The following is a 24,229-nucleotide window of genomic DNA, read 5'->3' as shown; positions in this document are numbered from 1 at the left end:
CACTGTTTTTTGAGTGTTTCGCCTCATCTGAACGCTTTAAAATAAATGTAAGCACTTACATTAAAGGGGGGATTGGTTTGAAGAAGATTTGTTACGTGCTGTTATCGCTTGTCTGCGTCTTTTTTTTCAGCGGTTGTTCAGCGGGTGAAGAGGCCTCGGGAAAAAAAGAAGACGTTACACTCAGAATCGCATGGTGGGGCGGGCAGCCAAGACATGATTATACAACAAAGGTAATTGAACTTTACGAGAAAAAGAATCCTCACGTCCATATTGAAGCGGAATTTGCGAACTGGGATGACTACTGGAAAAAGCTCGCGCCCATGTCTGCCGCCGGCCAGCTTCCTGATGTCATCCAAATGGATACCGCTTACTTAGCCCAATACGGAAAGAAGAACCAGCTGGAAGATTTAACGCCGTATACAAAGGATGGAACGATTGATGTCAGTTCAATCGACGAGAATATGCTATCGGGCGGAAAAATCGATAATAAGCTCTATGGGTTTACGCTAGGCGTCAACGTGCTGTCTGTGATTGCGAATGAAGATTTGCTGAAAAAAGCCGGTGTGTCTATCAATCAGGAAAACTGGACGTGGGAGGATTACGAGAAGCTGGCGTATGATCTTCAGGAAAAAGCCGGCGTCTACGGCTCCAACGGAATGCATCCCCCTGATATTTTCTTTCCTTATTATTTGCGCACGAAGGGTGAACGTTTTTATAAAGAAGACGGCACTGGCCTCGCGTATCAGGATGATCAGCTGTTTGTCGATTATTTTGAACGGCAGCTGAGGCTGGCGAAAGCGAAAACGTCCCCAACACCTGATGAAAGCGCACAGATTAAAGGGATGGAGGACGATTTTATCGTCAAAGGCAAATCAGCGATTACATGGAACTACTCCAATCAATATTTGGGCTTTGCCCGGTTGACAGATTCGCCGCTGTCTCTCTATCTGCCGCCGGAGCAAATGAAAGAAAAGGCGCTGACACTGAAGCCGAGTATGCTGTTTTCCATTCCGAAAAGCTCTGAGCATAAAAAAGAGGCTGCCAAATTTATTGATTTCTTCGTGAACAATAAAGAGGCAAACATGCTGATCAAAGGCGAGCGGGGAGTGCCAGTATCCGACAAGGTGGCGGATGCGATTAAACCGAAACTGAATGAGGAAGAAGCCAACATTGTGAAGTATGTGGAAACCGCATCAAAAAACATCAGCAAAGCCGATCCGCCGGAGCCTGTGGGAAGCGCGGAGGTCATCAAGCTGCTGAAGGACACGTCTGATCAGATTCTGTATCAGAAGGTATCCCCGGAAAAAGCCGCCAAAACGTTCCGGAAAAAGGCCAATGAGATATTAGAGAGGAATAATTGACGGGAAATGGGGCTGACGCAATGAAACAAAGCCGGAGTATGAGAAAAGACAATCTGGCGGGATATGCTTTTATTTCTCCGTTTATCATCGGATTCCTATGCTTTACGGTCATTCCGATGGGGGCGTCCCTGTTTCTGTCCTTCACAAGCTATGACTTGTTTACGGCGCCGAAATGGATCGGGCTCGACAACTTTAAGGAAATGTTTACGGGTGACGAAAAGTATTGGCAGTCGTTGAAGGTGACGTTTACGTATGTGCTTGCCGGGGTTCCGCTCCGCCTCGGCTTCGCGCTTTTTATCGCTGTCATCTTAAACAATGCAGCAAAAGGAACGGCCATTTACAGAACGCTCTTTTATCTGCCTTCGATCATCGGCGGGAGCGTGGCTGTGGCGATTATGTGGCGCAATATTTTTGGCAATGACGGGGTCATCAATGCGCTGTTGTTTTTTGTCGGGATTGATCAAAAAATTCTCTGGTATCAGGACCCGACAAGTGCGTTGTGGACATTGATTCTGCTTTCCGTTTGGCAGTTCGGGTCATCAATGCTGATTTTTCTGGCCGGGCTGAAAAACATTCCGTCTACGTATTTGGAAGCGGCAAGTGTGGACGGGGCCAATCGGGCGCAGCGTTTCTTTAAGATCACGCTTCCGATCCTCACACCGATTATCTTCTTTAATCTTGTGATGCAGACAATTTCAGCATTTATGACATTTACACCTGCCTATATCATATCGAAGGGCGAGGGCGGACCGCTTGACGGGACGCTTCTGTATTCGCTCTATTTGTTCCAGCGGGCGTTTAACTATTTTCAAATGGGCTACGCATCGGCGATGGCGTGGGTCATGCTTATCATTGTCGGGCTGATAACGCTGATACTGTTTAAAACATCGTCCTATTGGGTTTATTACGAGTCAAAGGAGGAATGACGGATGGAGCCGGTCAACCAGCCTGTCAGAGAAGTCCCGGTTTTTGAGAGAAAAAAAACCGGGCGCGTCAGGCCCAAACGCATACTGTTCCATGTTTTTACGGCAACGCTGGCGGTGTTACTGCTGTACCCGGTTATTTGGCTGTTTGTCAGCTCGTTTAAAGAAAGCGCCAGTATTTTTACAACCTCACATTCTCTCATTCCCGATCCTTTTATTCTCAGTAACTATGCTGAGGGATGGAAGGGCATTGCGGGGCAGCCGTTTCTGACCTTTATGAAAAACTCGGCGATTATTGTGGGGCTGTCAACAATCGGCGCCGTCCTGTCATCGGCTGTCATTGCGTACGGATTTGCGCGTATTCCGTTTAAGGGTAAAAAGTTTTGGTTCGCGTGCATGATGGGGACGTTAATGCTGCCCCATGAAGTGCTGATGATTCCGCAGTATATTATGTTTGCGAAGTTAGACTGGCTGAATTCCTTTAAACCGATTGTCGTTCCGCAATTTTTCGGGCATGCGTTTTTTATTTTTCTGATGATCCAGTTTATCCGGACGATTCCCGAGGAGCTGGATGAGGCCGCACGAATCGACGGGTGCGGGCGCTTTGCCTGCTTTTGGCGGATCATTCTCCCGCTGATTGCCCCGGCGCTCGCGACGTCTGCGATTTTCTCCTTCTATTGGAAGTGGGAGGAGCTGATTCAGCCGCTTTTGTATTTGAATAAACCGGAGCTTTACCCTGTTTCACTTGCGCTGAAGCTTTTTCTCGATACAGAATCAGCTTCGAACTGGGGCGCAATGTTTGCGATGTCGGCCGTTTCATTATTGCCTGTGATTCTTGTATTCTTTTTGTTTCAGAAATATATCGTTCAGGGCATCAGTACGACCGGATTAAAATAAAAAGGAGTGTAGCAGATGGCACAGCTTATCTTTGATGAAGAAAAGGTGGCGTCCGTCATTGATCGGATCGTGAAACGGACATTTCAGATGGATTTTGCGTGGGATTGGCCGGGCGGCGTCGCGTTTTACGGCGTGGCGGAGGCCTACGAGGCGACGGAAAACGAGGAATATATCAATCTGCTAAAAACGTGGGTGGATGAACAGCTGGAGGATGGGCTGCCGCCGCTTTCGATCAATGGCGTTTCTATCGGGCATACGCTATTGTTCCTCCACAAGGTGACGGGTGATGAGGTGTATTTGGAAACAGCGGGCGAGATGGCGGAATATGTGCTGCATAAGGCGACGCGCTTTGGCGAGGGCATCCTTCAGCATACGGTGAATGCGGCTGAATACGTATTTCCTGAGCAAGCATGGGCGGATACGCTGATGATGGCGGGGCTGTTTATGCTGAGAATTGGGCGGGTCATGGAGCGTGAGGATTATTTTGAAGACGGCCTGCGCCAGTTTCACGGACATGAGGATGTGCTTCAGGACCCTGTCACGAATTTGTACTACCACGCCTGGGACAATAAAGCGCAAAATCATCTGTCGGGGATTTATTGGGGCAGGGCGAACGGCTGGGCGGCACTCACAATGGCAAAGGCGCTCCCGCTCATTGAGGTGACGCATCCTTCCTTTATGATCATCGACGGGTCGCTCAGAGACCAGCTGAGCGCGCTTGTCCGGCTTCAGGATGAATCAGGGCTGTGGCATACGATTTTGGATGATCCGGATTCTTATCTGGAGGTTTCGGCATCGGCCGGCATTGCCTCTGCTCTGCTGTCGAGCGGAAAGCTCTATACAAAATATGTGCAGAAATCGCTTGCCGCCATGTTGGATGCGGTGGAAGAGGACGGACGGGTCAGCAAGGTATCGGCCGGGACAGCTGTCATGAAAAATGCCGAAGGATACAAACAGGTGCCTTACAAACGAATACAAGGATGGGGGCAGGGACTTGCGCTGACGTTTCTTGCTGATGTGTTGAAAACGAAAAAACGCGTGTATCAGTAAAGACAGCGGCGGGGGGAAAGGGATGAAAAAACAGCCTCAACAGAAGGAATGGGTTTCTCGCTGGAAGGGAACGTATTTTAAAAGAAACTTTTTCTTCATTTTGCTGATTGCCTGTATTCCCGGATTACTGACTGGCGGCGCAATCTACTTTCTTTCGATCGACAAGGTGGAGAAAGAGCTGCAGAGATCGCATGAAGCACAGGTGGCGCGTGAGGTCAGCCGAATGGATGAGAAGCTGGGCGTGCTTGAGCTGGCACTCACCCAGATGGCCTACGATTCTTCACTGATGAATGGATTGGCCGAGAGGGATTTGGAGAAAGACTTTACGTTCTCCTATCAATTAACGAAAAAGCTGTTTCTTTTGCGGGACCAGCAGCCGCTGATCGAGCAGGCTTCCATCTTTCTGAACAGCCCCCGGCCACTTGTGCTGAGCCCTGAATACAGCGCTTTGACAGAACAGGAGGCGCTTCGCAAGTATCGCTCGCTGCTTGCCTCAGACCAAAGCATTTATTGGAAACCGTCGGGAAACCAAGCGATGCTGATCCAGCTCATTCCGGGCGCGGCGGAGAAACCGTTCGGCGCGATCATGCTGGCGGTTGATCCGAAAGAAATGGCATCGATCCTGCAAAGCTTGTCCCCTTATCCTGATGGCAGTGCGCTGCTTTTGGATCAAAATCAAGAGGTGCTCTTTCATGAGGGGGAAATAGATTTTGAAAAGACTTTGCTTCATGAGGTAAAAAAACAGCCGAATGAGAAAGGCCATTTTCAGATGGAATGGGGCGGCAAGGTGTATTCCGTCTCCTTTGGAGAAATGAACCGAATGCATCAGCAATGGACCTTTGTGTCAGCGGCGCCTCTTTCTGCCATTACAGCGCCGATGGTGTTTTTATCCAAAGTAATCATCGCGATGCTTGTCATTTGCATCGGTTTGGCAGTATGCATGACATGGTATGCATCAAAAAAAATCTATCGTCCCATCCAGCATTTGCTTGGCTTGTTTACCGGTGGAGAGCAGAAAGTATGGCAGGCATCCGGGCAGGATGAATTCAAGTGGATTGAAAAGAGATGGCAGGATCTATCCCTTGAAAGCCGGAAGCTCCAAGAGCAGCTCCTGCGGCAGACGCCCCATATGAAAAAGAGTTTTTTGCAGCATCTCTTGCAGGGGGATTTTTACTATGACAACGAGGAAAGTCTCAGATCTCGGATGGAGGAGGCCGGCTGGAACATCGGCGAAAACGAGTTTCATGTGCTGGACCTTCAATTGACAGGGCTCCGCTGTGAAAAAAGCATCTTCTGTTGTGATGATGAACAGCTCGCTGTGTTTACACTGACTAATATCGCTGAGGAATTGGCGGCTAAACGCGTTTTTCAGCTCTCCATACTTGATATCGGCCGGCTTTCTGTCACCGTGCTTGTGGTGACAACAAACAGCTCTGATCTCAAAATGTATATAACGGAGCTGGCACGCCAATTTGGGGATGTAACCGGACTATGCCTGACCGCAACATTGAGCAGCAAGACGGAGCGTGTCACGGAAATCCCTTCTTTATTTCAGGATGTGAAAAGCGGCAAATCCCGCAGGCAGTTTGCCAATCGGGATCAGGTCATTGATTTGCAGGCCGACTTCCCGCAGGATAAGCAGTCTGCCCCTTATTACCCTTTTGAGCTGGAAAAACAGATTGTTCAGGCCATCCGGCTGGAAAGAAAACAGGAAGCCCAGGAACTGATAAATAGCTGTATGAAGGAACTGGCGGAAAAGGCGGCCATAGACAGGCATGTGCATTCTGCCCTGATTCAGCTGTTCTCCCGCATTCAGGAGGATATTTTGCATTCCGGTCTTAATCCCAGCGAACTGTTTCAGCATCGGAATCTGCTTCTTGATATTTCAGAATTGCGCGAACCTAATGAAGCGGCGGCCTGGCTGATGGATATTGTGGTGACGCCTTACCTTTCCAAGCTTGAAGGCAGAAAAAACAGACAGCAAAAGCAGCTGGTAGAACGTGTGATTGCGATGATTCACGAACAGTATATGGCGGATATTTCATTGGAAAGCTGTGCCGATGCGTTCGGCATGAATTCATATACGTTAAGCAAGGCTTTTAAGCAAGTGACCGGCATTAACTTTATCGATTATGTGACCCAGATCAGAATTGAAAAGGCGAAAGAACTGCTGGTCAATACGAATAAAAAAATTCATGATGTGTCAGAAGAAGTCGGCTACCGCCACAATTACTTCAACCGGATTTTTAAAAAACAGGTCGGCATGCCGCCGGGTGTCTTCAGGCAAATGTATCAGGAAACGCCGTGAAAGGAGAGAACATGTGATGGAGAAACCGATTCACATATTTTTGGCCGGGGATTCCACTGTGAGTGACTGCCCGCCTCATGAAGCGCCGATGGCGGGATGGGGGCAGGTATTCGGGCAATTGTTTTCTGAAGAGGTAGTGGTGCACAATCACGCCAAAGGAGGAGCGAGCACCAATTCTTTTGTGGAGGAAGGGAGGCTTCAAGCAATTGCCGAGGGCATGACACAAGGCGATTATTTGTTGATTCAATTCGGCCACAATGACCAAAAACCGCGGGGGACGAAGCCGTACTCCACATTTCAGAAGTTCCTTACTTTGTTTGCAGATGCGGCACGCGAAAAAGGTGCGCATCCTGTTTTCGTCACATCGGTGCAGCGCCGCCGCTTTGACGAAAACGGACGGATCGAGCATACACTCGGTGAGTATCCCGATGCGATGAAAGCACTGGCGAAGGAGCTCGATGTACCTGTGATTGATCTGCTCGCGAAAACAAAGGTGCTGTATGAAGCATACGGTCCTGAGGAGTCAAAGCGATTGTTCGTTTGGTTTCAGCCGAATGAACATCCGAATTATCCGGACGGCATTGAGGACAATACGCATTTTTCGGAAAAAGGTGCAATGGAGGTTGCGAAGCTTGTGGCAGAAGGCATTGAAGAGCTCGGACTTCCGCTGAAGGACCATCTTGTGAGCCGGGAGGGAAAAGAACATGTATAAGAAAGGCGCGTGCCTGTACCGAAATCCGCTCCGGTCAGAAAGCGATGTGAAGAACTGGCGGATGGAGGGTGGCGGACAGATCTCATTTGATGATCACAGCATGCACCTGTCACATGTCCAGGACGAAGCGCACTTTGTCTTTTGGTGTCCGGAAACCTTTCCCGACGGCATCATAGTGACATGGGATTTCTCCCCGATTGAGCAGCCGGGACTATGTATGCTGTTTTTTTCCGCTGTAGGGATTGGGGGCGAGGATTTATTTGATCCAAGCCTCCAGAAAAGAACGGGAAAATACCCCGAGTATCATTCAGGGGACATCAACACTCTCCACCTGTCATATTTCCGCAGAAAATACCCGGAGGAAAGAGCATTCCGCACCTGCAATTTAAGAAAAAGCCGCGGTTTCCACCTCGCCGCAATGGGAGCCGATCCGCTGCCTTCTCCAGACGACGCTGATTCTCCGTATCGTATGAAGCTCATTAAAGACAAAGGCTATGTGCGCTTTTCAATCAATGATCTACCCATTCTTGAGTGGATGGACGACGGCAACACATACGGGCCTATATTAACTAAAGGAAAAATCGGGTTCCGGCAGATGGCGCCCATGAAAGCCGCTTACAGAGATTTTGCCGTACATCAAGCGGTGAGAAGATGAAGACGGCCGTAACGGATGCACTTTATGCAGGATGCGAAGTGGTGGTGAAAATCGCATGGCTCAACGGGCTGTGGCTGTTGTTTACCCTTTTGGGCGGCGTTCTTTTCGGTTGGGCGCCGAGCACAGCCGCGATGTGTGCCGTGATAAGAAAATGGCTGATGGGGCAAAAGGATGTACCGGTATTTCCGTTATTTCTTGATACCTATAAAAAAGAGTTTCTCAAAGTTAATGCGATCGGATTGGCGTTTTCGGCTCTTTTGCTCATATTGTCCGCGAACTATCATTATTTTTCGGCCAGTACGGATTGGCTGTCCTTTGCCGTAACAAGCTGCACGCTGCTTGCAGGGCTATTGTATATCATCGCGCTGATGTATGTGTTTCCCCTTTATGTGCATTACCAGCTCCCGCTTCGCAAATATATTCCGCAGGCACTGCTGTTTGGAGCCATGAGCCCGCTGACGACCGGCTGTATGCTGATCGGGTGCGGATTTGTCCTTTATTTGCTGTATACGCTTCCCGGCCTGATTCCATTTTACGGCCCATGTTTATTTGGGCTTGTGATGATGTTTTTTGCTCTTAGGGGATTTCAAAAGACGGAGGCCCAGCATCACCAAGCCGGGTAACAAAAAAATGACACATACGCAAAAAAGTGCAGTGGCTGAAATAGGCAGATGCAAAAAAGTGAAATTGAAGACAGCTCACACAGCGCATAAAATCCAATTTAGGTAAGCGCTTACAGAAAAATGAGAAGGAGCTGTCTGATGATTACACGAAGGAAACGTATGTTTACCACTGTTACGTTGCTGGTCTTGTTGGTGATGGGAGCCTCTGTATATCCTGTGAAAGCTGAAGGGGCAGCGCGGCAGATGGAAGCGCTGAACCGGGAGCTTGTCGCGGTCAAGACGGAAGGAGGCATTTTTGTCAGCTGGCGGTTTCTTGGCACTGAAAACGCATCTGCTTTGTTCAATGTGTACAGAGACGGGCAAAAACTGAATGCTGCGCCTGTCAAAGCCACGAACTATGTGGATAAAAACGGATCGGCCGGCTCAACGTATACGGTTCGTGCCGTCGTTAACGGCACCGAACAGGCGGCATCTGAAAAAGCCTCCGTATGGGCGCAGCCGTATCATTCCGTCCCGCTGGATAAACCGGCTGGCGGCACGACACCAAAAGGTGAAACTTACACCTACAGCGCCAATGACGCAAGTGTTGGCGATGTGGATGGTGACGGGCAATACGAGCTAATCCTGAAATGGGACCCATCTAACTCAAAAGACAACTCGCAGGATGGCTATACAGGTGACGTGCTGATTGACGCGTATAAACTGGACGGAACGAAGCTATGGCGGATCAATCTCGGCAAAAACATCAGAGCGGGCGCGCACTACACCCAGTTTATGGTGTATGACCTTGATGGTGACGGAAAAGCGGAAGTGGCGATGAAAACGGCGGACGGGACAAAAGATGGCACTGGAAAAGTGATTGGAAATGCCAATGCTGATTACAGAAATGAACAGGGGCGTGTGCTGTCAGGACCGGAATACCTTACTGTGTTCCAGGGGGCAACCGGGAAAGAACTTGTCACCGCAAATTTTGAACCGGCGCGCGGCAATGTATCGGATTGGGGAGACAGCTACGGCAACCGTGTTGACCGTTTTCTCGCCGGCATCGCCTACCTTGATGGACAGCGGCCGAGCCTGATCATGACCAGAGGGTATTATGCCAAAACCATGCTAGTCGCTTATAACTTCAGGGACGGAAAGCTGTCAAAGCTTTGGACGCTTGACTCCTCAAAGCCAGGAAATGAAGCGTTCGCAGGACAAGGGAATCACAACCTGAGCATTGCGGACGTTGACGGGGATGGAAAAGATGAGATTATTTTCGGCTCAATGGCTGTTGATCATGACGGCAAAGGCATGTACTCAACGGGCTTAGGCCATGGGGATGCCCTCCATGCCGGGGATCTTGATCCGAGCCGGCCGGGGCTTGAGGTGTTTCAGGTACATGAGGACAAAAACGCCAAATACGGCTTATCCTTCCGTGATGCGGCAACCGGAAAAATCCTTTGGGGCGTTTATGCCGGCAAGGATGTAGGCCGCGGAATGGCTGCTGATATCGACCCGCGTTATCCGGGGCAGGAAGTGTGGGCCAACGGTTCCCTTTACTCAGCGAAAGGGGCCAAAATCGGAAGCGGGGCTCCGTCCTCGACCAACTTCGGCATCTGGTGGGACGGCGACCTGCTGCGGGAACAGCTGGACAGCAACCGAATTGATAAGTGGGATTATCAAAACGGCGCATCGAAAAATGTGCTGACCGCATCAGGCGCAGCCGCAAACAACGGCACAAAAGCAACGCCGTCACTTCAGGCTGACCTGCTTGGTGACTGGCGTGAGGAAGTGGTGTGGAGAACGGAGGACAGCAGTGCGCTCCGCATTTATACGACGGCCATTCCGACTGAGCACAGGCTGTACACGCTGATGCATGATCCTGTGTACCGGCTTGGCATCGCCTGGCAAAATGTCGCCTATAACCAGCCGCCGCACACAAGCTTCTTTTTAGAAGACGGCATGGCGGAACAGCCAAAACCAAATATGTATACGCCTTAACTGAAAGGGGGAAGGAACGGGCTGCGTGCAGCCCGTTCCCATCAAATGAAACCAAAAAAGAGGCAAATGGAATACTTGACCAGAGGTTTGATTGCGGTACAGACAGAACAGGGCGTGTTTGTCAGCTGGCGTTTTCTCGGAACGGATCATGAGACGACGGCTTTTCACCTTTATCGGGATGGAAAGCGAATCACCCGCGATCCGATCGCTGACAGCACTAATTTTCTTGATCAAAACGGAACGGCAGACTCTGTTTATCAAGTGGCGGCTGTCAATAAAGGACGGGAAGAAAAGCTTTCCAAGGAAGCACGTGTTTGGCAGGAAAATGTTCTTGAGGTTCCGCTTGCCAAACCGGAAGGCGGTGTGACGCCGGACGGAAAGCCGTACACTTACAGCGCCAATGATGCCAGTGTCGGAGATGTAGATGGGGATGGAGAATATGAAATAATCCTGAAGTGGGATCCGTCCAATTCAAAAGACAACGCTCATGACGGTTATACCGGGGAGGTGCTCATAGATGCCTATAAACTGGACGGCACCTTTTTGTGGCGCATCAACCTCGGCAGAAACATCAGAGCGGGCGCTCATTATACGCAATTTATGGTGTATGACCTGGACGGTGACGGAAAAGCAGAAATCACTATGAAAACAGCTGACGGCACAACAGACGGGAAAGGACATATCATCGGTGATGAGCATGCCGATTTTAGGAACGAACAGGGCAGAATTCTGTCCGGACCGGAATATTTGACCGTGTTTAAAGGAGAAACCGGTGAGGCGCTCACCACTGTTGAATATGAACCGCCCCGCGGCAAGCTGGAGGATTGGGGAGACGGCTATGGAAACCGGATGGACCGTTTTCTCGCCGGAATCGCTTACTTGGATGTGGAGCGGCCGAGCCTTGTAATGGCACGCGGCTACTATACGAGAGCGGTGCTCGTGGCATACGATTTCAGAAACGGAAGGCTCAAAAAACGCTGGGTATTTGACTCCAACCAGCCGGGACATGAAGCGTACGCAGGACAGGGGAACCACAGCTTGAGCGTGGCAGATGTGGACGGAGACGGAAAGGATGAAATCATCTATGGCGCAATGGCGGTCGATCATGACGGAACCGGCCTGTACTCAACGGGGCTCGGACACGGAGACGCGATGCATGTAGGGGATCTGGACCCGTCACGAAAAGGGCTTGAGGTGTTCCAGGTGCATGAGGATGCCGCGAAGCCGTACGGACTGTCACTGCGGGATGCCGGAACCGGTGAGATATTATGGGGCGTCCACGCTGGAACTGATGTTGGCCGGGGCATGGCGGCTCATATTGATCCAAGCTACAAAGGGTCGCTCGTCTGGGGAATTGATCCGCCGGGCAATGATGGTATGTCGTATGGGCTTTTTACGAGCAAAGGAGAAAAAATCAGCGACAAAGCGCCCGCTTCAGCCAATTTCGCCATCTGGTGGGACGGAGATTTGGTCAGAGAACTGCTTGATCATGACTGGGACGGAACGATTGGCAGGCCAAAGATTGAAAAATGGGATGCTGAAAACAGCTGTCTGAAGACGATATTTCGGCCGGACGGCGTGCTGTCCAACAATGGCACGAAAGGAAATCCGGTTCTTCAGGCCAACCTGTTCGGGGACTGGCGGGAAGAAGTGATATGGAGAACGGAAGACAGCAGCGCACTCCGTATCTATACAACGACACATCTCACTCGCCACCGTTTTTACACGCTGATGCACGATCCGGTTTACAGGCTCGGCATCGCCTGGCAGAATACCGCCTACAACCAGCCGCCGCACACGAGCTTTTATCTCGGTACAGGGATGAAAAAGCCGCCGAAGCCCGAACTGTACATAGCGGGCAGTAAAGCTGAGGCATCACTGTAAGAGGACTAAGGGATAAGAAGCAGCCGTATAAAAAACGAGGAGGAATGAAAAAATGGCAAATCATATTTATCTTGCCGGCGATTCGACTGTTCAAACGTATGGAGACAGCACAAATCAAGGGGGCTGGGGGCAGTTTCTCGGCTCGCATCTGCCGGAGCATATTCTAGTAATCAACAGAGCGATTGGGGGAAGAAGCTCGAAAACATTTGTGGAAGAGGGCAGGCTTCAGGCGATCCTTGATGTGATCGAGCCGGATGATTGGCTGTTTGTGCAGATGGGCCATAATGACGCATCGAAAAATAAGCCGGAGCGCTACACCGAGCCCTATACTACCTATAAACAATATTTAAAACAGTACATCGCAGGCGCGCGGGAAAAAGGCGCCCATCCGCTTCTCATTACCCCTGTAGCGAGATTTCACTACGAAAACGGCGTGTTTTTGAACGATTTTCCTGATTATTGCATTGCCATGAAGCAGACGGCTGCTGAGGAGAATGTCCAGCTCATAGATCTGATGGAGAAAAGCCTTGCTTTCTTTACTGAGAAGGGCGAGGAAAAGGTGTACACCTATTTTATGGTGTCAGAAGGGATTAACGATTACACGCATTTTACAAAAAAAGGCGCAAATGAAATGGCGAAACTTGTGGCAAGAGGCATAAAGGAGCTCGGCCTGCCATTGATAGAATCGATCATCAAAGAAGGGTGAAGAATGTGAGGAGAAAACTATATCATGGGGCTTGCTATTATCCGGAATTATGGGATGAAGAGACGATTCAGCAGGACATTGACATCATGCGTGAAGTTGGCGTGAATGTTGTGCGGATTGGCGAATTTGCCTGGTCTGTCATGGAACCTGAAGAAGGAAAAATTGACATCGGTTTTTTCAAAGAAATCATCATCCGGCTGTATGATAGCGGCATCGAGACGATCATGTGCACGCCGACGCCTACCCCGCCGATTTGGCTGTCACACGGCTGGCCCGAACGCATGCATGTCAATGAAAAAAGAGAGATCATGGGGCATGGCTCCCGTCAGCACGCCTGTACGAACAACCCATACTTCCGAAAAAGAGCCGCCATCATCACGACAGCCATCGCCAAGGAGCTTGGCAGGCTCCCGGGGCTGATCGGCTGGCAGCTAGACAATGAGTTTAAATGCCATGTCGCAGAATGCATGTGTGAGACATGCTTGCGCTTATGGCATGACTGGCTCAGAAACCGCTATTGCGTGATTGAGCGGTTAAACGAAGCATGGGGAACCGGTGTGTGGAGCGAAACCTATCAGACGTTTGAGCAAGTGCCGCAGCCGGGGCCGGCCCCGTTTCTGCATCACGCCTCTTTAAGGACCATGTATCAGCTGTTTTCGATGGAGATGATCGCTTCGTTTGCGGATGAACAGGCCAAAATCATCCGCTGCTATTCAGATGCGCCGATCACGCATAACGGATCAGTCATGTTCAGCGTGGACAATGAGCGAATGTTTCAGAATCTCGATTTTGCCTCCTATGATACGTACGCTTCGCAGGAAAACGCCTCTGCCTTTTTATTGAACTGTGATTTATGGAGAAACCTGAAACAGGGGCGCCCATTTTGGATTTTGGAAACGAGTCCGTCGTATGCCGCCTCGCTTGAAAGCTCCGCTTACCCGCACGCCGACGGGTATTTGCAGGCCGAAGCCGTATCGTCCTACGCCTTAGGAAGCCAGGGGTTTTGCTACTGGCTGTGGAGGCAGCAGCGTTCAGGCAGCGAGATTTCCCACGGTTCGGTTCTCAGTGCCTGGGGCGAGCCCACCATCGGCTACCCAAATGTGCTGGCGGTTGAGCGGGCAAGAAAGGAAATCGAACCGATTATTCTATCGACTGAACCCGTTCAAGCCGAGGCAGCGATGACGTACTCTGACAGAGCAAAAGCATTTATCAAAACTGAGCCTCACCGGGGACTCCGGCACCGTTCGCTTGTGACGCATTTTTATGAACGCCTTCTCAATACGGGGATTCTCCGTGACCTCATTCCGGAAGGCGCTCCGCTGGACGGCTATCGTTTGCTGTTTACGCCATTTGTGCCGCATTTGTCTTCTGAATTTATCCAAAAGGCTTCGGCGTTCGCTGAAGCCGGCGGCATCTGGATCGCCGGGCCGCTGACAGGAGGGCGCACATGCGAGCATACGATTCATACCGATTGCGGACTTGGCGAACTTGAGAAAACGTCAGGGATCAAAACGCTGTTCACCTTTCCGATGAACGAGAACATGAATACAGGAAAAGCGTTTGGCATCACGGCGCCGCTCGGGCTGTGGAGCGCGGTGTTTGACACAGAGAGCGGAAACACCCTTGGCACGGTTGAATCGGGACCGGGAGCGGGCCACGCTTTTTTGACGGAACGAAATTACGGCGAGGGGAAAATCGTCATGCTGGGCTCGCTTCCAACCGGGAAAGACGGGGATGCGATGCTGGAGGCGCTTGTCAGGCATTACGCCGCTGAGGCAGCCATTTCTGTCCGCTCGGATGTGACAGCCGGCACGATCGTTGCCCCGCGCAAAGGCGATAACGGCCTCGTGTGGATCATCGTGAATATGGATGGAAAAGGCGGAAGCGTGACACTGCCGGAAGCGGGAACGGATCTGTTGAAAAAACGTTTGGAAAAGGCGGGGAGGCTGGCGGTGGGACCGCATGAATACCGTGTAATTCAGTTTGACAATCACAGCTGATTCTTTGCATCGAATCAGCTTTTTTCTATGGAGGGAGAGGACCGATGAAAAGGATCAAATGGTTATCAGAACAGCCAAAGGTGACAAGCGGTGTGACGTGGGGCGTGCCCTGGAAAAAAGCAGAATGTAAAAAAGGAGACCGTTTGGCGCTTCTGAATGAAAACGCGGAAATGCGATATGTGCAAAGCGAACCGTCGGCCTATTGGCCGGACGGGAGCATCAAGTGGACGAAGCACGCGGCGGTGTTTGGCGGTCGGGAGAACCAAAGCTTTACAGTACAAAAAGGAGAAGCACCGCAGCCGACAAAATCGATCAGCATTCACGAGTCAGCGCATGACATCCAAGTGGATACAGGAACGCTCGTCTGTACCATTCATAAAACAGGCTTTGATTTCATTCAATCGCTGCAGATCAACGGAAAGCCGATCGCCGCAGGCGGGAGGCTCGTTGCCATAAGAGAAACGAGAAAGGAGTCAGCGGCGGAAACGGTTCTTTTTCAAGAAACATCTGTCAGCCTTATCAAACAGGCGGCGATTGAGCAAAGCGGTCCTGTCAAAGCAGTGGTCAAAATCGAGGGAGTTCATGTGCTCCATAAAACGAATGAAGAATGGCTGCCGTTTGTCATCCGTTTGACGTTTTATGCCGGGCTGTCTGAGATCGGCCTTGTGCACACGCAGCTGATTGACAGGAGCGGTAAACAAGAATTCATTAAGGGGCTCGGCATCGAATTTGACCTTTTTTTGGAGGGAGAGCCGTACAACCGCCATTTTCGTTTTGCGGGAGAGAAAGGGATGTACAAAGAACCCGCCCAACTGTTTGGCACACGTAAATTCAATGAACGGTATCCGCTTTATGAAAAACAAATCAATGGCGAAACGCTGTCACCAGATGAAGAGCATAAGGAATGGTTTGCGCACGGAACACAGAATGCGGTATGGGACGATGTGAAGCTTGTTCAGGATTCAAGCGATCATTACAGCCTGTCAAAACGGACCGGAAAAGATTATGCGTGGGTCGGCATGCTGCATGGCAGCCGGGCGAAGGGGCTTTGCTATGCGGGCGGCGAAAATGGCGGTGTGGCTCTCGGCCTGCGGTATTTCTTTGAGAAATATCCGTCAGCTCTAGAAATCACAGGTCTTGCCGGCAGCAGTACAAAAATGACCGTCTGGCTTTGGTCCCCGGACGGCGAAGCGATGGATTTGCGGCATTATACAGGAAATACCCATGTGGCCAGCGCGTATGAAGGCTTTGATGAAATGCGCTCTGATCCGACCGGCATTGCGAACACGAATGAAATCAGCCTGGCGTGCTTTTCGCACATGCCGTCTGATGATGTCCTGAATGCGCTCGCTGACAAATGGCAGGCGCCGCCGCTCTTGGTATGCGAGCCGAACGTCTATTACGAATCAAAAGCGCTCGGGGTTTGGAGCATCATTGACACATCCCATCCGCTCAAAAAAGAGCTGGAGGAACAGCTTGACGCCGCCTTTCTGTTTTATAAAAAGGAAGTAGAGCAGCGCAAATGGTACGGATTTTGGCATTATGGCGATGTCATGCATACGTATGATCCAATTCGGCACATGTGGCGATATGATCTCGGCGGATACGCATGGCAAAACAATGAGCTCGTTCCGACCGTATGGCTGTGGCAGGCGTTTTTCCGCTCAGGCAGAGAGGATATCTTCCGAATGGCAGAAGCCATGACCCGCCACACGAGTGAAACGGACAGCTTTCATCTCGGTGAATACGCCGGGCTTGGCTCACGGCATAACGTTGTGCACTGGGGATGCGGCTGCAAGGAAGCGAGAATTAGCATGGCCGGGCTTTATAAATTCTATTATTATCTGACGGGTGATGAGCGGACGGGAGATCTTTTGACAGAAGTGAAGGACGCCGATTATGCCCTTGTCAAAACCGATCCGATGCGCGCTTTTTACGAGAAAGGCAAGCACCCGACTCACGTGAGAACGGGACCGGACTGGGCGGCGTTTTGCTCAAACTGGCTGGCGGAATGGGAGCGTACCGAAAATCCGGAATATCTCAAAAAAATCGAAACGGGCATCAACTGTCTAAAGCAGCTGCCGCTCCGCTTATTATCCGGCCCGACATTTGAATATGATCCGGCGACTTCGATGCTTCATCACATGGGAGACGGCATTGCGGGCGGATATCATATGATCATTGCCTTCGGCGCGCCGCAAGTGTGGATGGAGCTGGCTGAGCTTCTTGATGACCGGGAATGGGAGGAAATGCTGAGTGAATTCGGCGAATTTTACACCCTCAGTGATGAGGAAAAACGCAAAAAAAGCGGAGGCGCGCTTCATGACGGGCATTTTCACTGGCCAATGTTCGCAGCTGCCATGACAGCCTACGCCGCGAGAAAAAAACAAGATCCTCATCTCGCCGCCAAAGCGTGGAATCTTTTGCTAGATGATAAGCTCAGCCATACGCCGCTTCCGATCAAACCCGAGCGCATCGAGACATGGACGCAGCTGGAGGAGCTTCCATGGGTGACAACAAACACCGTCTCCCAATGGTGTTTAAACGTCATAGCAGCACTGGAACTGATCGGAGATTCTCTTCCGGCAAAAAAAGAAACGTCGGGCAAAAAAGGATAACAGCCGGAATTTCATAGGAGAAACGAAGCAAAAAATGAAGATTGCAAGAATTTATGTAAGCGCTTTATATTGAGAGGGGCAAAGGGGAAATGCAAAGTGAAAAAAAGGGGGACTTACGCATCATGAAAATAAAAATGCGAAAAAAATGGCTGGCTCTGCCGCTTGCTGCCATGATGATCGCCGGATGCAGCCATTCGGAAACATCCAGTTCAGCGGGCGGTTCGAAAGACACGATTAACATTATGGCGCCGCTCTTGTCGCCGGAAAGCCCGAGTGAAAAGAGCCCTTCATTAAAAGCGCTCGAAAAATACACAGGCAAAGAGATTAAAGTCACATGGGTGCCTGATTCATCCTACAACGACAAATTCAACATCGTCATGGCTTCAGGAGAGATGCCTCACGCGATTGTCATTAAAGATAAGTCAGCCGGCTTTATCAAGTCTGTCAAAGCAGGGGTATTTTGGGAGCTGTCCCCTTATTTAAAAGACTACAAGAATTTAAGTCAGGCAGATGAAAAGATTTTGAAGAACAGCTCGGTGAACGGCGAGGTGTACGGAGTCTACAGAACGAGGGACCTGATCAGGGCGTGTATGATCATCAGAACCGACTGGCTGAAAAATGTCGGTCTGGATATGCCGGAAACGCTTGATGATTTCTATGAAGTGCTGAAAGCCTTTAAGGAAAAAGATCCTGACGGAAACGGCAAGGATGATACGTACGGCATGGTCGTGCCGAAATGGATGGGACTCGGCAACGGAAGCCCATGGGATGTTCTGCAAATCTGGTTCGGCGCTCCGAACCGCTACGGTGTTGAAAACGGAAAGCTGATTCCGGATTTTACAACGAAGGAATACATGGAGGCGCTCACGTTTTTTAAAAAGCTCTATGATGAGGGATTGATCAATAAGGATTTTGCTGTCATGGATTCTGCGAAGTGGAATGATCCGGTTGTAAAAGGAAAAGCGGGTGTCATCGTTGATACAGGCTCAAGAGCGTCTCAAATCCAAAGCGCGATGGAGGAGGCGGATGAGTCGAACAAGGATATCATTGATATCGTCGGCTCGCTTGAGGGACCGAATGGCAAGCGCACCTTCCCGACATCTGGTTATTCAGGCATGATCACGATACCAAAATCAAGCGTCAAAACCGAAAAAGAGCTGAAAGAGGTGCTGTCCTTCCTCGATAAGATGAATGATAAGGAAGCGCAGATTCTCACGAACAACGGAGTGAAGGGCCGGAATTACGAGCTCAAGGACGGCGTATTCACCTCACTTGAAAAAAACAACAAATCTCTCCTGTATGAGCATGAAGGCTTGGCACAGTTCAGCATGTCGATTCCGAAAAGCGAGTATTACATCGAAGACCAGAAAACCAAGCTCTTCCAGCATCGCAAGGACATCATAACCGAAGGAGAAAAAATAGCCGTCTTTAACCCGGCTGAGTCGCTTGTATCTGATGTCTATACCCAAAAAGGAGCCCAGCTTGACAACATCATCCTCGACGCGAGAACACAATTTATCATTGGAGAAATTGATGAAAAAGGGTTCGCTGATGCAGTGGAGCTTTGGAAAAAAAGCGGCGGCAATGACCTGATGAAGGACTTGAACAAATTGTACCAATCGTCAAAATAAACCGATGCGCCTGCTACTCGGCGGGCGCGCCGGTACCACGAAAGGAGAACAGATATGGAAACAGTGCCGAAGAAGGGAGATTCACCTGTTCTCACTGCTGGAAAAGGCATCAGCTGGATGGCTGCGCTCAAACGGGACAAATGGCTTTATCTTCTTCTTATTCCAGGTCTGCTTTATTTTTTGATTTTCAAATACTTGCCGATGTGGGGCGTCCTGATCGCATTTAAAGACTATTCGCCATATCTCGGCTTCTGGAAAAGCGAATGGGTCGGCTTTGATTACTTCAAAGACTTTTTTATGAATCCGGATTTTTTCCGGCTGCTGCGCAACACCCTCATGCTGGCGAGCTTGGATCTTCTGTTTGCCTTTCCCGCGCCGCTCATTTTGGCATTGCTTTTGAATGAGGTGAGAAAGGCCGTGTATAAAAGATGTATCCAAACCTTTATTTACGTGCCCCATTTTGTATCCTGGACAATTGTGGTCAGCATCACCTTCGTTTTCTTTACTGTCGATACAGGTGTGATCAACAAAATGATCATGAGCCTGACAGGTGAGCAAATTTCTTTCTTGTCGGATGCAGACTGGTTCCGCCCGATGATTGTGATGCAAAGCATTTGGAAGGAGACAGGCTGGGGGACGATTCTATTTTTGGCCGCGCTGGCAACTGTTGACTAAGAGCAGTATGAAGCCGCCATCATGGACGGAGCGGGCCGGTTCAGGAGAATGTGGCATATTACACTGCCGGCAATCAGAAGCACCATTATCGTTTTGTTGATTTTAAGAATCGGTAGCTTTTTGAATCTCGGCTTTGAACAGGTGTATTTGATGACGAACTCGCTCAACCGCAGCGTGGCTGATATTTTTGACACGTACGTGTACATGATGGGGATTACCCAAGGCGCGTACAGCTACAGCACGGCGGTGGGGTTGTTTAAATCGCTTGTCGGAATCATCTTGATTTTCGGCGCCAATTACATTGCGAAAAAGTTTGACCAGGAAGGATTGTTTTAGAGGAGGGAGAGGTATGGCTGAAATTCACACGATGCATAACACCAAAGCCGGACGGGTGTTTGACGTCTGCAACATTCTGTTTCTCGGCGGTGTCGGCGCGATTACCATTTTGCCGTTTTTGTACATTATCGCTGGTTCCTTTGCGACAGAAGCGGAACTTGCCCAGCGGAGCTTCTTTATTTTTCCGAAAACCTTTACACTCGATGCTTACAAGTATGTGTTTTCGACACCGACGTTCATTCGAAGCATGGGCGTGTCCATCTTCATCACCGTGGTCGGGACGGCTGTGCAGCTGTTTTTCACCTTCACGATGGCATATCCGCTTGCGAAGCGGCATGTGAAGGGACGGAACCTGCTGTTGAATCTGGTAATTTTCTCGATGCTGTTTTCCGGCGGCATGATCCCAACGTACCTTGTCGTAAAATCACTCGGCCTTTTGGATACGTATTGGGCATTGATTCTGCCGATGGCAATTAATCCGTTCAACCTCATTATTATCAAAAACTTCTTTCAGCAGCTGCCGCGCGAGCTGGAGGAGTCGGCAAAAATTGACGGGTGTTCCGAAATCGGCGTCTTCTGGCGGATCGCCCTGCCGCTGTCAAAGCCGGTCATCGCGACCTTTGCGCTGTTTTATGCGGTCGGGATTTGGAATGATTTCTTCCACGCTCTCTTATATATCAATGACAGTGCAAAATGGCCGCTGCAAATGGTGCTTCGCCAAGTCACGATTTTATCGGATTTAACGGCGACCAATGGCGATACGTTGCAACATGCCGTTCCGCCTGAGCAAGGTATAAAGCTCGCCGTCATTGTCATTGCGACGCTGCCGATTTTGGCGGTCTATCCATTTTTACAAAAACACTTTGAAAAGGGTATGCTGATTGGCTCGGTGAAAGGCTGAGAAAGGGAGTGTTTATATGAGTACGTTACATCAGATTAAAATTGCCTATATCGGCGGGGGGTCTCAAGGCTGGGCCAGAAGCCTGATGAGTGATTTGGCGATTGATGAGCGAATGTCAGGCACGGTGGCGCTCTATGATCTTGATTTTGAGGCCGCCCAGAGAAACGAAGTGATCGGCAATTACAGTGGAAACGGCAGATGGAGATATGAGGCCGTTTCTACTTTGAAAAAAGCGCTATCTGGCGCGGATATCGTCATTATTTCCATTTTGCCGGGTTCTCTGGATGATATGGAAATTGATGTTCACTTGCCAGAGCGCTGCGGTATTTATCAGTCTGTAGGTGATACTGTCGGGCCGGGCGGAATCATCAGAGGCTTGCGTGCTGTCCCGATATTTGCGGAAATTGCCCGGGCAATAAGAGACTACGCACCAGAGTCCTGGGTCATTAATTATACAAACCCGATGTCTGTCTGTACTAGAACGCTGTATAAAGTATTTCCCGGAATCAAAGCGATTGGCTGCTGCCACGAGGTGTTCGGGACGCAAAAGCTATTGGCGGAAATGGTCACGGAAAGGCTAGGAATAGAGGCGCCGCGGCGTGAAGAGATCCGCATTAATGTGCTCGGCATTAACCATTTTACATGGATCACGGAAGCCTCTTACCGCCATATTGACCTGCTGCCTATATTCCGTGAATTCAGCTCGCACTATGGGGAATCAGGATATGAGCTGGAGGGGGAAAGCTGGAGGGACAGCGTCTTTCATTCGGCACACCGTGTTGCGTTTGATTTATTTGAAACATATGGCGCGATCCCTGCTGCCGGTGACAGGCATCTGGCAGAGTTTCTTCCCGGCCCATATCTTAAACAGTTTGAGGTATGGAAATTCCATCTCACACCTATATCATTCAGAAAACAAGACAGAGCACTGAAACGAAAAGAAACAGAACGGTTCATTCTGCAACAACGGGGTGTTTCTGGGAAAGCTTCGGGAGAAGAAGGCGTGAACATCATAGCGGCCCTTCTCGGATTGGGTGAACTCGTCACGAATGTAAATATGCCGAATCAAGGCCAGGTTTCAAACCTTCCTATACAAGCCATTGTCGAAACAAACGCATTCATCACAAGGAACAGTGTCAAGCCGATTTTTTCCGGAGCGCTTCCAAAAGGTGTGGAAATGCTTGCGGCTAGGCATGTATCCAATCAGGAGGCAGTGGCGGAAGCCGGTTTAACAAAGGATACCGGCCTCGCGTTTCAAGCCTTCCTCAATGACCCGCTTGTCATGATTGACCGCAATGATGCAGAGCAGCTTTTCGATGACATGCATCAAAGCACCATACAAAGCTGAGGGGGAGCTTTGAGCTTCTTTCGCGGTTTAGAAAGGAAAGCATTGACCATACTGATAGTATTATCAAGAAGTAGGTGCTATCAATATGGGAAATTATTTAAGCGTTGCGGTAGAACTGGTCTGCGGTTTAGGCATTTTATTTATCATCTTAAAGCTTCTCGGGAAAACCCAATTTTCTCAAATTACGCCGTTTGACTTTATTTCTGCTTTAATTTTAGGAGAATTGGTCGGAAATGCCGTCTACGATCATGATATCAAAATCAAAGAAATCATTTTTGCTTCGCTGCTGTGGGGTGTGCTGATTTATGTTATTGAATTTATCACGCAAAAAATGAAATCATCGCGAAAGTTCTTGGAGGGTGAGCCGAATATCGTCATCCGCAAAGGAGAGCTTCAATATAAAGTAATGAAGAAAAATAAGATAGACATTAACCAGCTGCAAAGCCTTTTGAGGCAAGCGGGGTGCTTTTCGATCCAAGAAGTAGAATATGCGATTCTTGAAACAAACGGGATGGTCAGCGTGCTCCCCAAATCCGACTTTGACAAACCGATAAATAAGGATTTGCAGATTCCTTCGAAGTCTGTTTCTCTGCCGATCACTTTAATCTTAGATGGAGAGATTGTGCAAGATAATTTGAAGGAAGCAGGTGTGGATGAACAGTGGCTGAAGCAAGAATTGAAAAAGAAGAACATTGATAAGACGGAGGACGTGTTATTTGCGGAGTGGCACAAAAATAATCCGCTGTATACCGTAACCTACGAACAAAGCAGATCAACATGACTCTTTGAAAAAAAGCTTGCAGCGAGGCGCAAGCTTTTTATTGATTATATGTCCCTTGTTTGACAGCACGTACATGGTACATGCTCACTTCAGTGTTGATCAGATAGTCAGGCTTTGGTTTGCCTTTGTTTGCTTTATGGCCGGCGATATGCGCATCGCTTTTTTCCCATTGTTTCCAGTGAGCCTCTGATTCCCAGCGAATCATGACAACAACTTCTTCATCACCGCGGCGCACATTTTTCTCAAGCACTGTCACATCAATTAAACCTTCTTGTTTTTCAATGATTCCTTCAGCACTGAAACGTTCTATGACTTTATCTGCAAAGCCTTCTTTAACCGTCATTTTTCTCAACTGTACAAACATTTGTCTCACTCCAATCATTCTCACATATGAATAATTGTAAATGAAATTCATTCTCAATGTCAAAGAAAGCGCAGGGCGTAATCGAACCGCCGTGCGCCACAGTTTATGCTTTTAATAAAAACACATTTCCGTCTTCGTCCTTAAATTGAACGAAGGTGCCCCACTCCATTTGATTGGGCTCACCGAGAAATTCTACACCGTTTGTCTTCATTTTCTCGTATGTACCGAAAATGTCCTCACATTCAAACACGATAGAAGCCTTCATTTGCTCAGAGCCTTTCATCATGGCCTTCGGGTAAATGACTAAACGAGTCTGAGCACCTTTTGGCGCAACCTCCAGCCAGCTTGCTTCAGGTCCCATCGGGTGGTCGGCTGCAATATCAAAGCCTACCTTCTCAGTCCAAAATTGTTTCGCTTTCTGCTGGTCTTCAACATATACAGCTACAGTGCCAATTTGTTTGATCATAGGGAAA

At 49.5% G+C, this 24,229-nt stretch carries 19 protein-coding genes and 1 pseudogene; 18 read left to right on the top strand and 2 right to left on the bottom strand.

What is annotated here, in order from left to right; translation table 11 throughout:
- The first annotated feature begins 77 nt into the window (after positions 1-77).
- The 18 genes and pseudogenes from QA442_RS18665 (at position 78) to QA442_RS18580 (ending at position 23,392) form a co-directional block, all read left to right on the top strand.
- Positions 78-1,361: an ABC transporter substrate-binding protein gene (locus QA442_RS18665; RefSeq protein WP_095432161.1), complete on the top strand. Its 1,284-nt coding sequence runs from the start codon at positions 78-80 to the stop codon at positions 1,359-1,361.
- The gene (locus tag QA442_RS18660; RefSeq protein ID WP_095432162.1) at positions 1,358-2,287 is read left to right on the top strand and encodes a carbohydrate ABC transporter permease; all 930 of its coding nucleotides are present in this window, start codon (positions 1,358-1,360) and stop codon (positions 2,285-2,287) included. Before QA442_RS18665 ends, QA442_RS18660 begins: the two co-directional genes overlap by 4 nt.
- A gap of 3 nt (positions 2,288-2,290) precedes the next feature.
- The gene (locus QA442_RS18655) at positions 2,291-3,181 is read left to right on the top strand and encodes a carbohydrate ABC transporter permease (RefSeq protein WP_095432163.1); all 891 of its coding nucleotides are present in this window, start codon (positions 2,291-2,293) and stop codon (positions 3,179-3,181) included.
- 15 nt (positions 3,182-3,196) lie between these two features.
- Positions 3,197-4,231, top strand: coding sequence for a rhamnogalacturonyl hydrolase YesR (gene yesR / locus QA442_RS18650; RefSeq protein WP_095432164.1), 1,035 nt, complete (start codon positions 3,197-3,199; stop codon positions 4,229-4,231).
- Between the two features lie 22 nt (positions 4,232-4,253).
- On the top strand, positions 4,254-6,539 hold the full coding sequence (gene yesS, locus QA442_RS18645; RefSeq protein WP_095432165.1) for a transcriptional regulator YesS: 2,286 nt from the start codon (positions 4,254-4,256) through the stop codon (positions 6,537-6,539).
- Between the two features lie 13 nt (positions 6,540-6,552).
- Positions 6,553-7,251, top strand: a complete 699-nt coding sequence (gene rhgT / locus QA442_RS18640) for a rhamnogalacturonan acetylesterase (protein WP_095432166.1) — start codon at positions 6,553-6,555, stop codon at positions 7,249-7,251.
- Positions 7,244-7,906, top strand: a complete 663-nt coding sequence (locus QA442_RS18635; RefSeq protein ID WP_095432167.1) for a YesU family protein — start codon at positions 7,244-7,246, stop codon at positions 7,904-7,906. Before rhgT ends, QA442_RS18635 begins: the two co-directional genes overlap by 8 nt.
- A complete protein-coding gene (locus tag QA442_RS18630) occupies positions 7,903-8,529 on the top strand; it encodes a YesL family protein (RefSeq protein WP_095432168.1) in 627 nt (208 codons plus the stop codon). Before QA442_RS18635 ends, QA442_RS18630 begins: the two co-directional genes overlap by 4 nt.
- Positions 8,530-8,667: 138 nt before the next feature.
- Positions 8,668-10,512: a rhamnogalacturonan lyase gene (gene rhgW, locus QA442_RS18625; RefSeq protein ID WP_481125105.1), complete on the top strand. Its 1,845-nt coding sequence runs from the start codon at positions 8,668-8,670 to the stop codon at positions 10,510-10,512.
- Between the two features lie 45 nt (positions 10,513-10,557).
- Positions 10,558-12,396, top strand: coding sequence for a rhamnogalacturonan exolyase (gene rhgX, locus QA442_RS18620; protein WP_095432170.1), 1,839 nt, complete (start codon positions 10,558-10,560; stop codon positions 12,394-12,396).
- Positions 12,397-12,448: 52 nt separating this feature from the next.
- A complete protein-coding gene (locus tag QA442_RS18615; RefSeq protein WP_095432171.1) occupies positions 12,449-13,102 on the top strand; it encodes a rhamnogalacturonan acetylesterase in 654 nt (217 codons plus the stop codon).
- A gap of 5 nt (positions 13,103-13,107) precedes the next feature.
- Positions 13,108-15,102: a beta-galactosidase YesZ gene (gene yesZ, locus QA442_RS18610; RefSeq protein ID WP_095432172.1), complete on the top strand. Its 1,995-nt coding sequence runs from the start codon at positions 13,108-13,110 to the stop codon at positions 15,100-15,102.
- A gap of 44 nt (positions 15,103-15,146) precedes the next feature.
- On the top strand, positions 15,147-17,720 hold the full coding sequence (locus tag QA442_RS18605) for an exo-rhamnogalacturonan lyase family protein (protein ID WP_095432173.1): 2,574 nt from the start codon (positions 15,147-15,149) through the stop codon (positions 17,718-17,720).
- Positions 17,721-17,842: 122 nt separating this feature from the next.
- Positions 17,843-19,351 (top strand): extracellular solute-binding protein, encoded by a 1,509-nt coding sequence (locus tag QA442_RS18600; RefSeq protein WP_095432200.1) that lies wholly within the window; start codon positions 17,843-17,845, stop codon positions 19,349-19,351.
- A 54-nt stretch (positions 19,352-19,405) separates the two neighbouring features.
- Positions 19,406-20,362 (top strand): annotated as a pseudogene (locus QA442_RS18595) (ABC transporter permease).
- 13 nt (positions 20,363-20,375) lie between these two features.
- Positions 20,376-21,263 (top strand): carbohydrate ABC transporter permease, encoded by an 888-nt coding sequence (locus QA442_RS18590; RefSeq protein WP_095432174.1) that lies wholly within the window; start codon positions 20,376-20,378, stop codon positions 21,261-21,263.
- A gap of 16 nt (positions 21,264-21,279) precedes the next feature.
- Positions 21,280-22,611, top strand: coding sequence for an alpha-galacturonidase LplD (lplD, locus tag QA442_RS18585; protein WP_279473348.1), 1,332 nt, complete (start codon positions 21,280-21,282; stop codon positions 22,609-22,611).
- Between the two features lie 85 nt (positions 22,612-22,696).
- Complete coding sequence (locus QA442_RS18580; RefSeq protein ID WP_069840010.1) at positions 22,697-23,392, top strand: DUF421 domain-containing protein; 696 nt, start codon at positions 22,697-22,699, stop codon at positions 23,390-23,392.
- Positions 23,393-23,429: 37 nt separating this feature from the next.
- Here the strand turns inward: QA442_RS18580 and hmoA are convergent, their stop codons facing one another.
- Both hmoA and QA442_RS18570 read right to left on the bottom strand, forming a co-directional pair.
- Positions 23,430-23,756 carry a heme-degrading oxygenase HmoA gene (hmoA, locus tag QA442_RS18575; protein ID WP_069840009.1) on the bottom strand — a complete coding sequence of 109 codons (327 nt, stop codon included), beginning with the start codon at positions 23,754-23,756 and terminating at the stop codon, positions 23,430-23,432.
- Positions 23,757-23,859: 103 nt separating this feature from the next.
- A complete protein-coding gene (locus QA442_RS18570) occupies positions 23,860-24,222 on the bottom strand; it encodes a VOC family protein (protein ID WP_095432176.1) in 363 nt (120 codons plus the stop codon).
- Positions 24,223-24,229: the final 7 nt, after the last annotated feature.

The organism is Bacillus stercoris, from assembly GCF_029772985.1.
GTDB lineage: Bacteria > Bacillota > Bacilli > Bacillales > Bacillaceae > Bacillus > Bacillus stercoris.
Note: the sequence above shows the minus strand (reverse complement) of the source record. Positions and strands in the feature narration are given on the sequence as shown.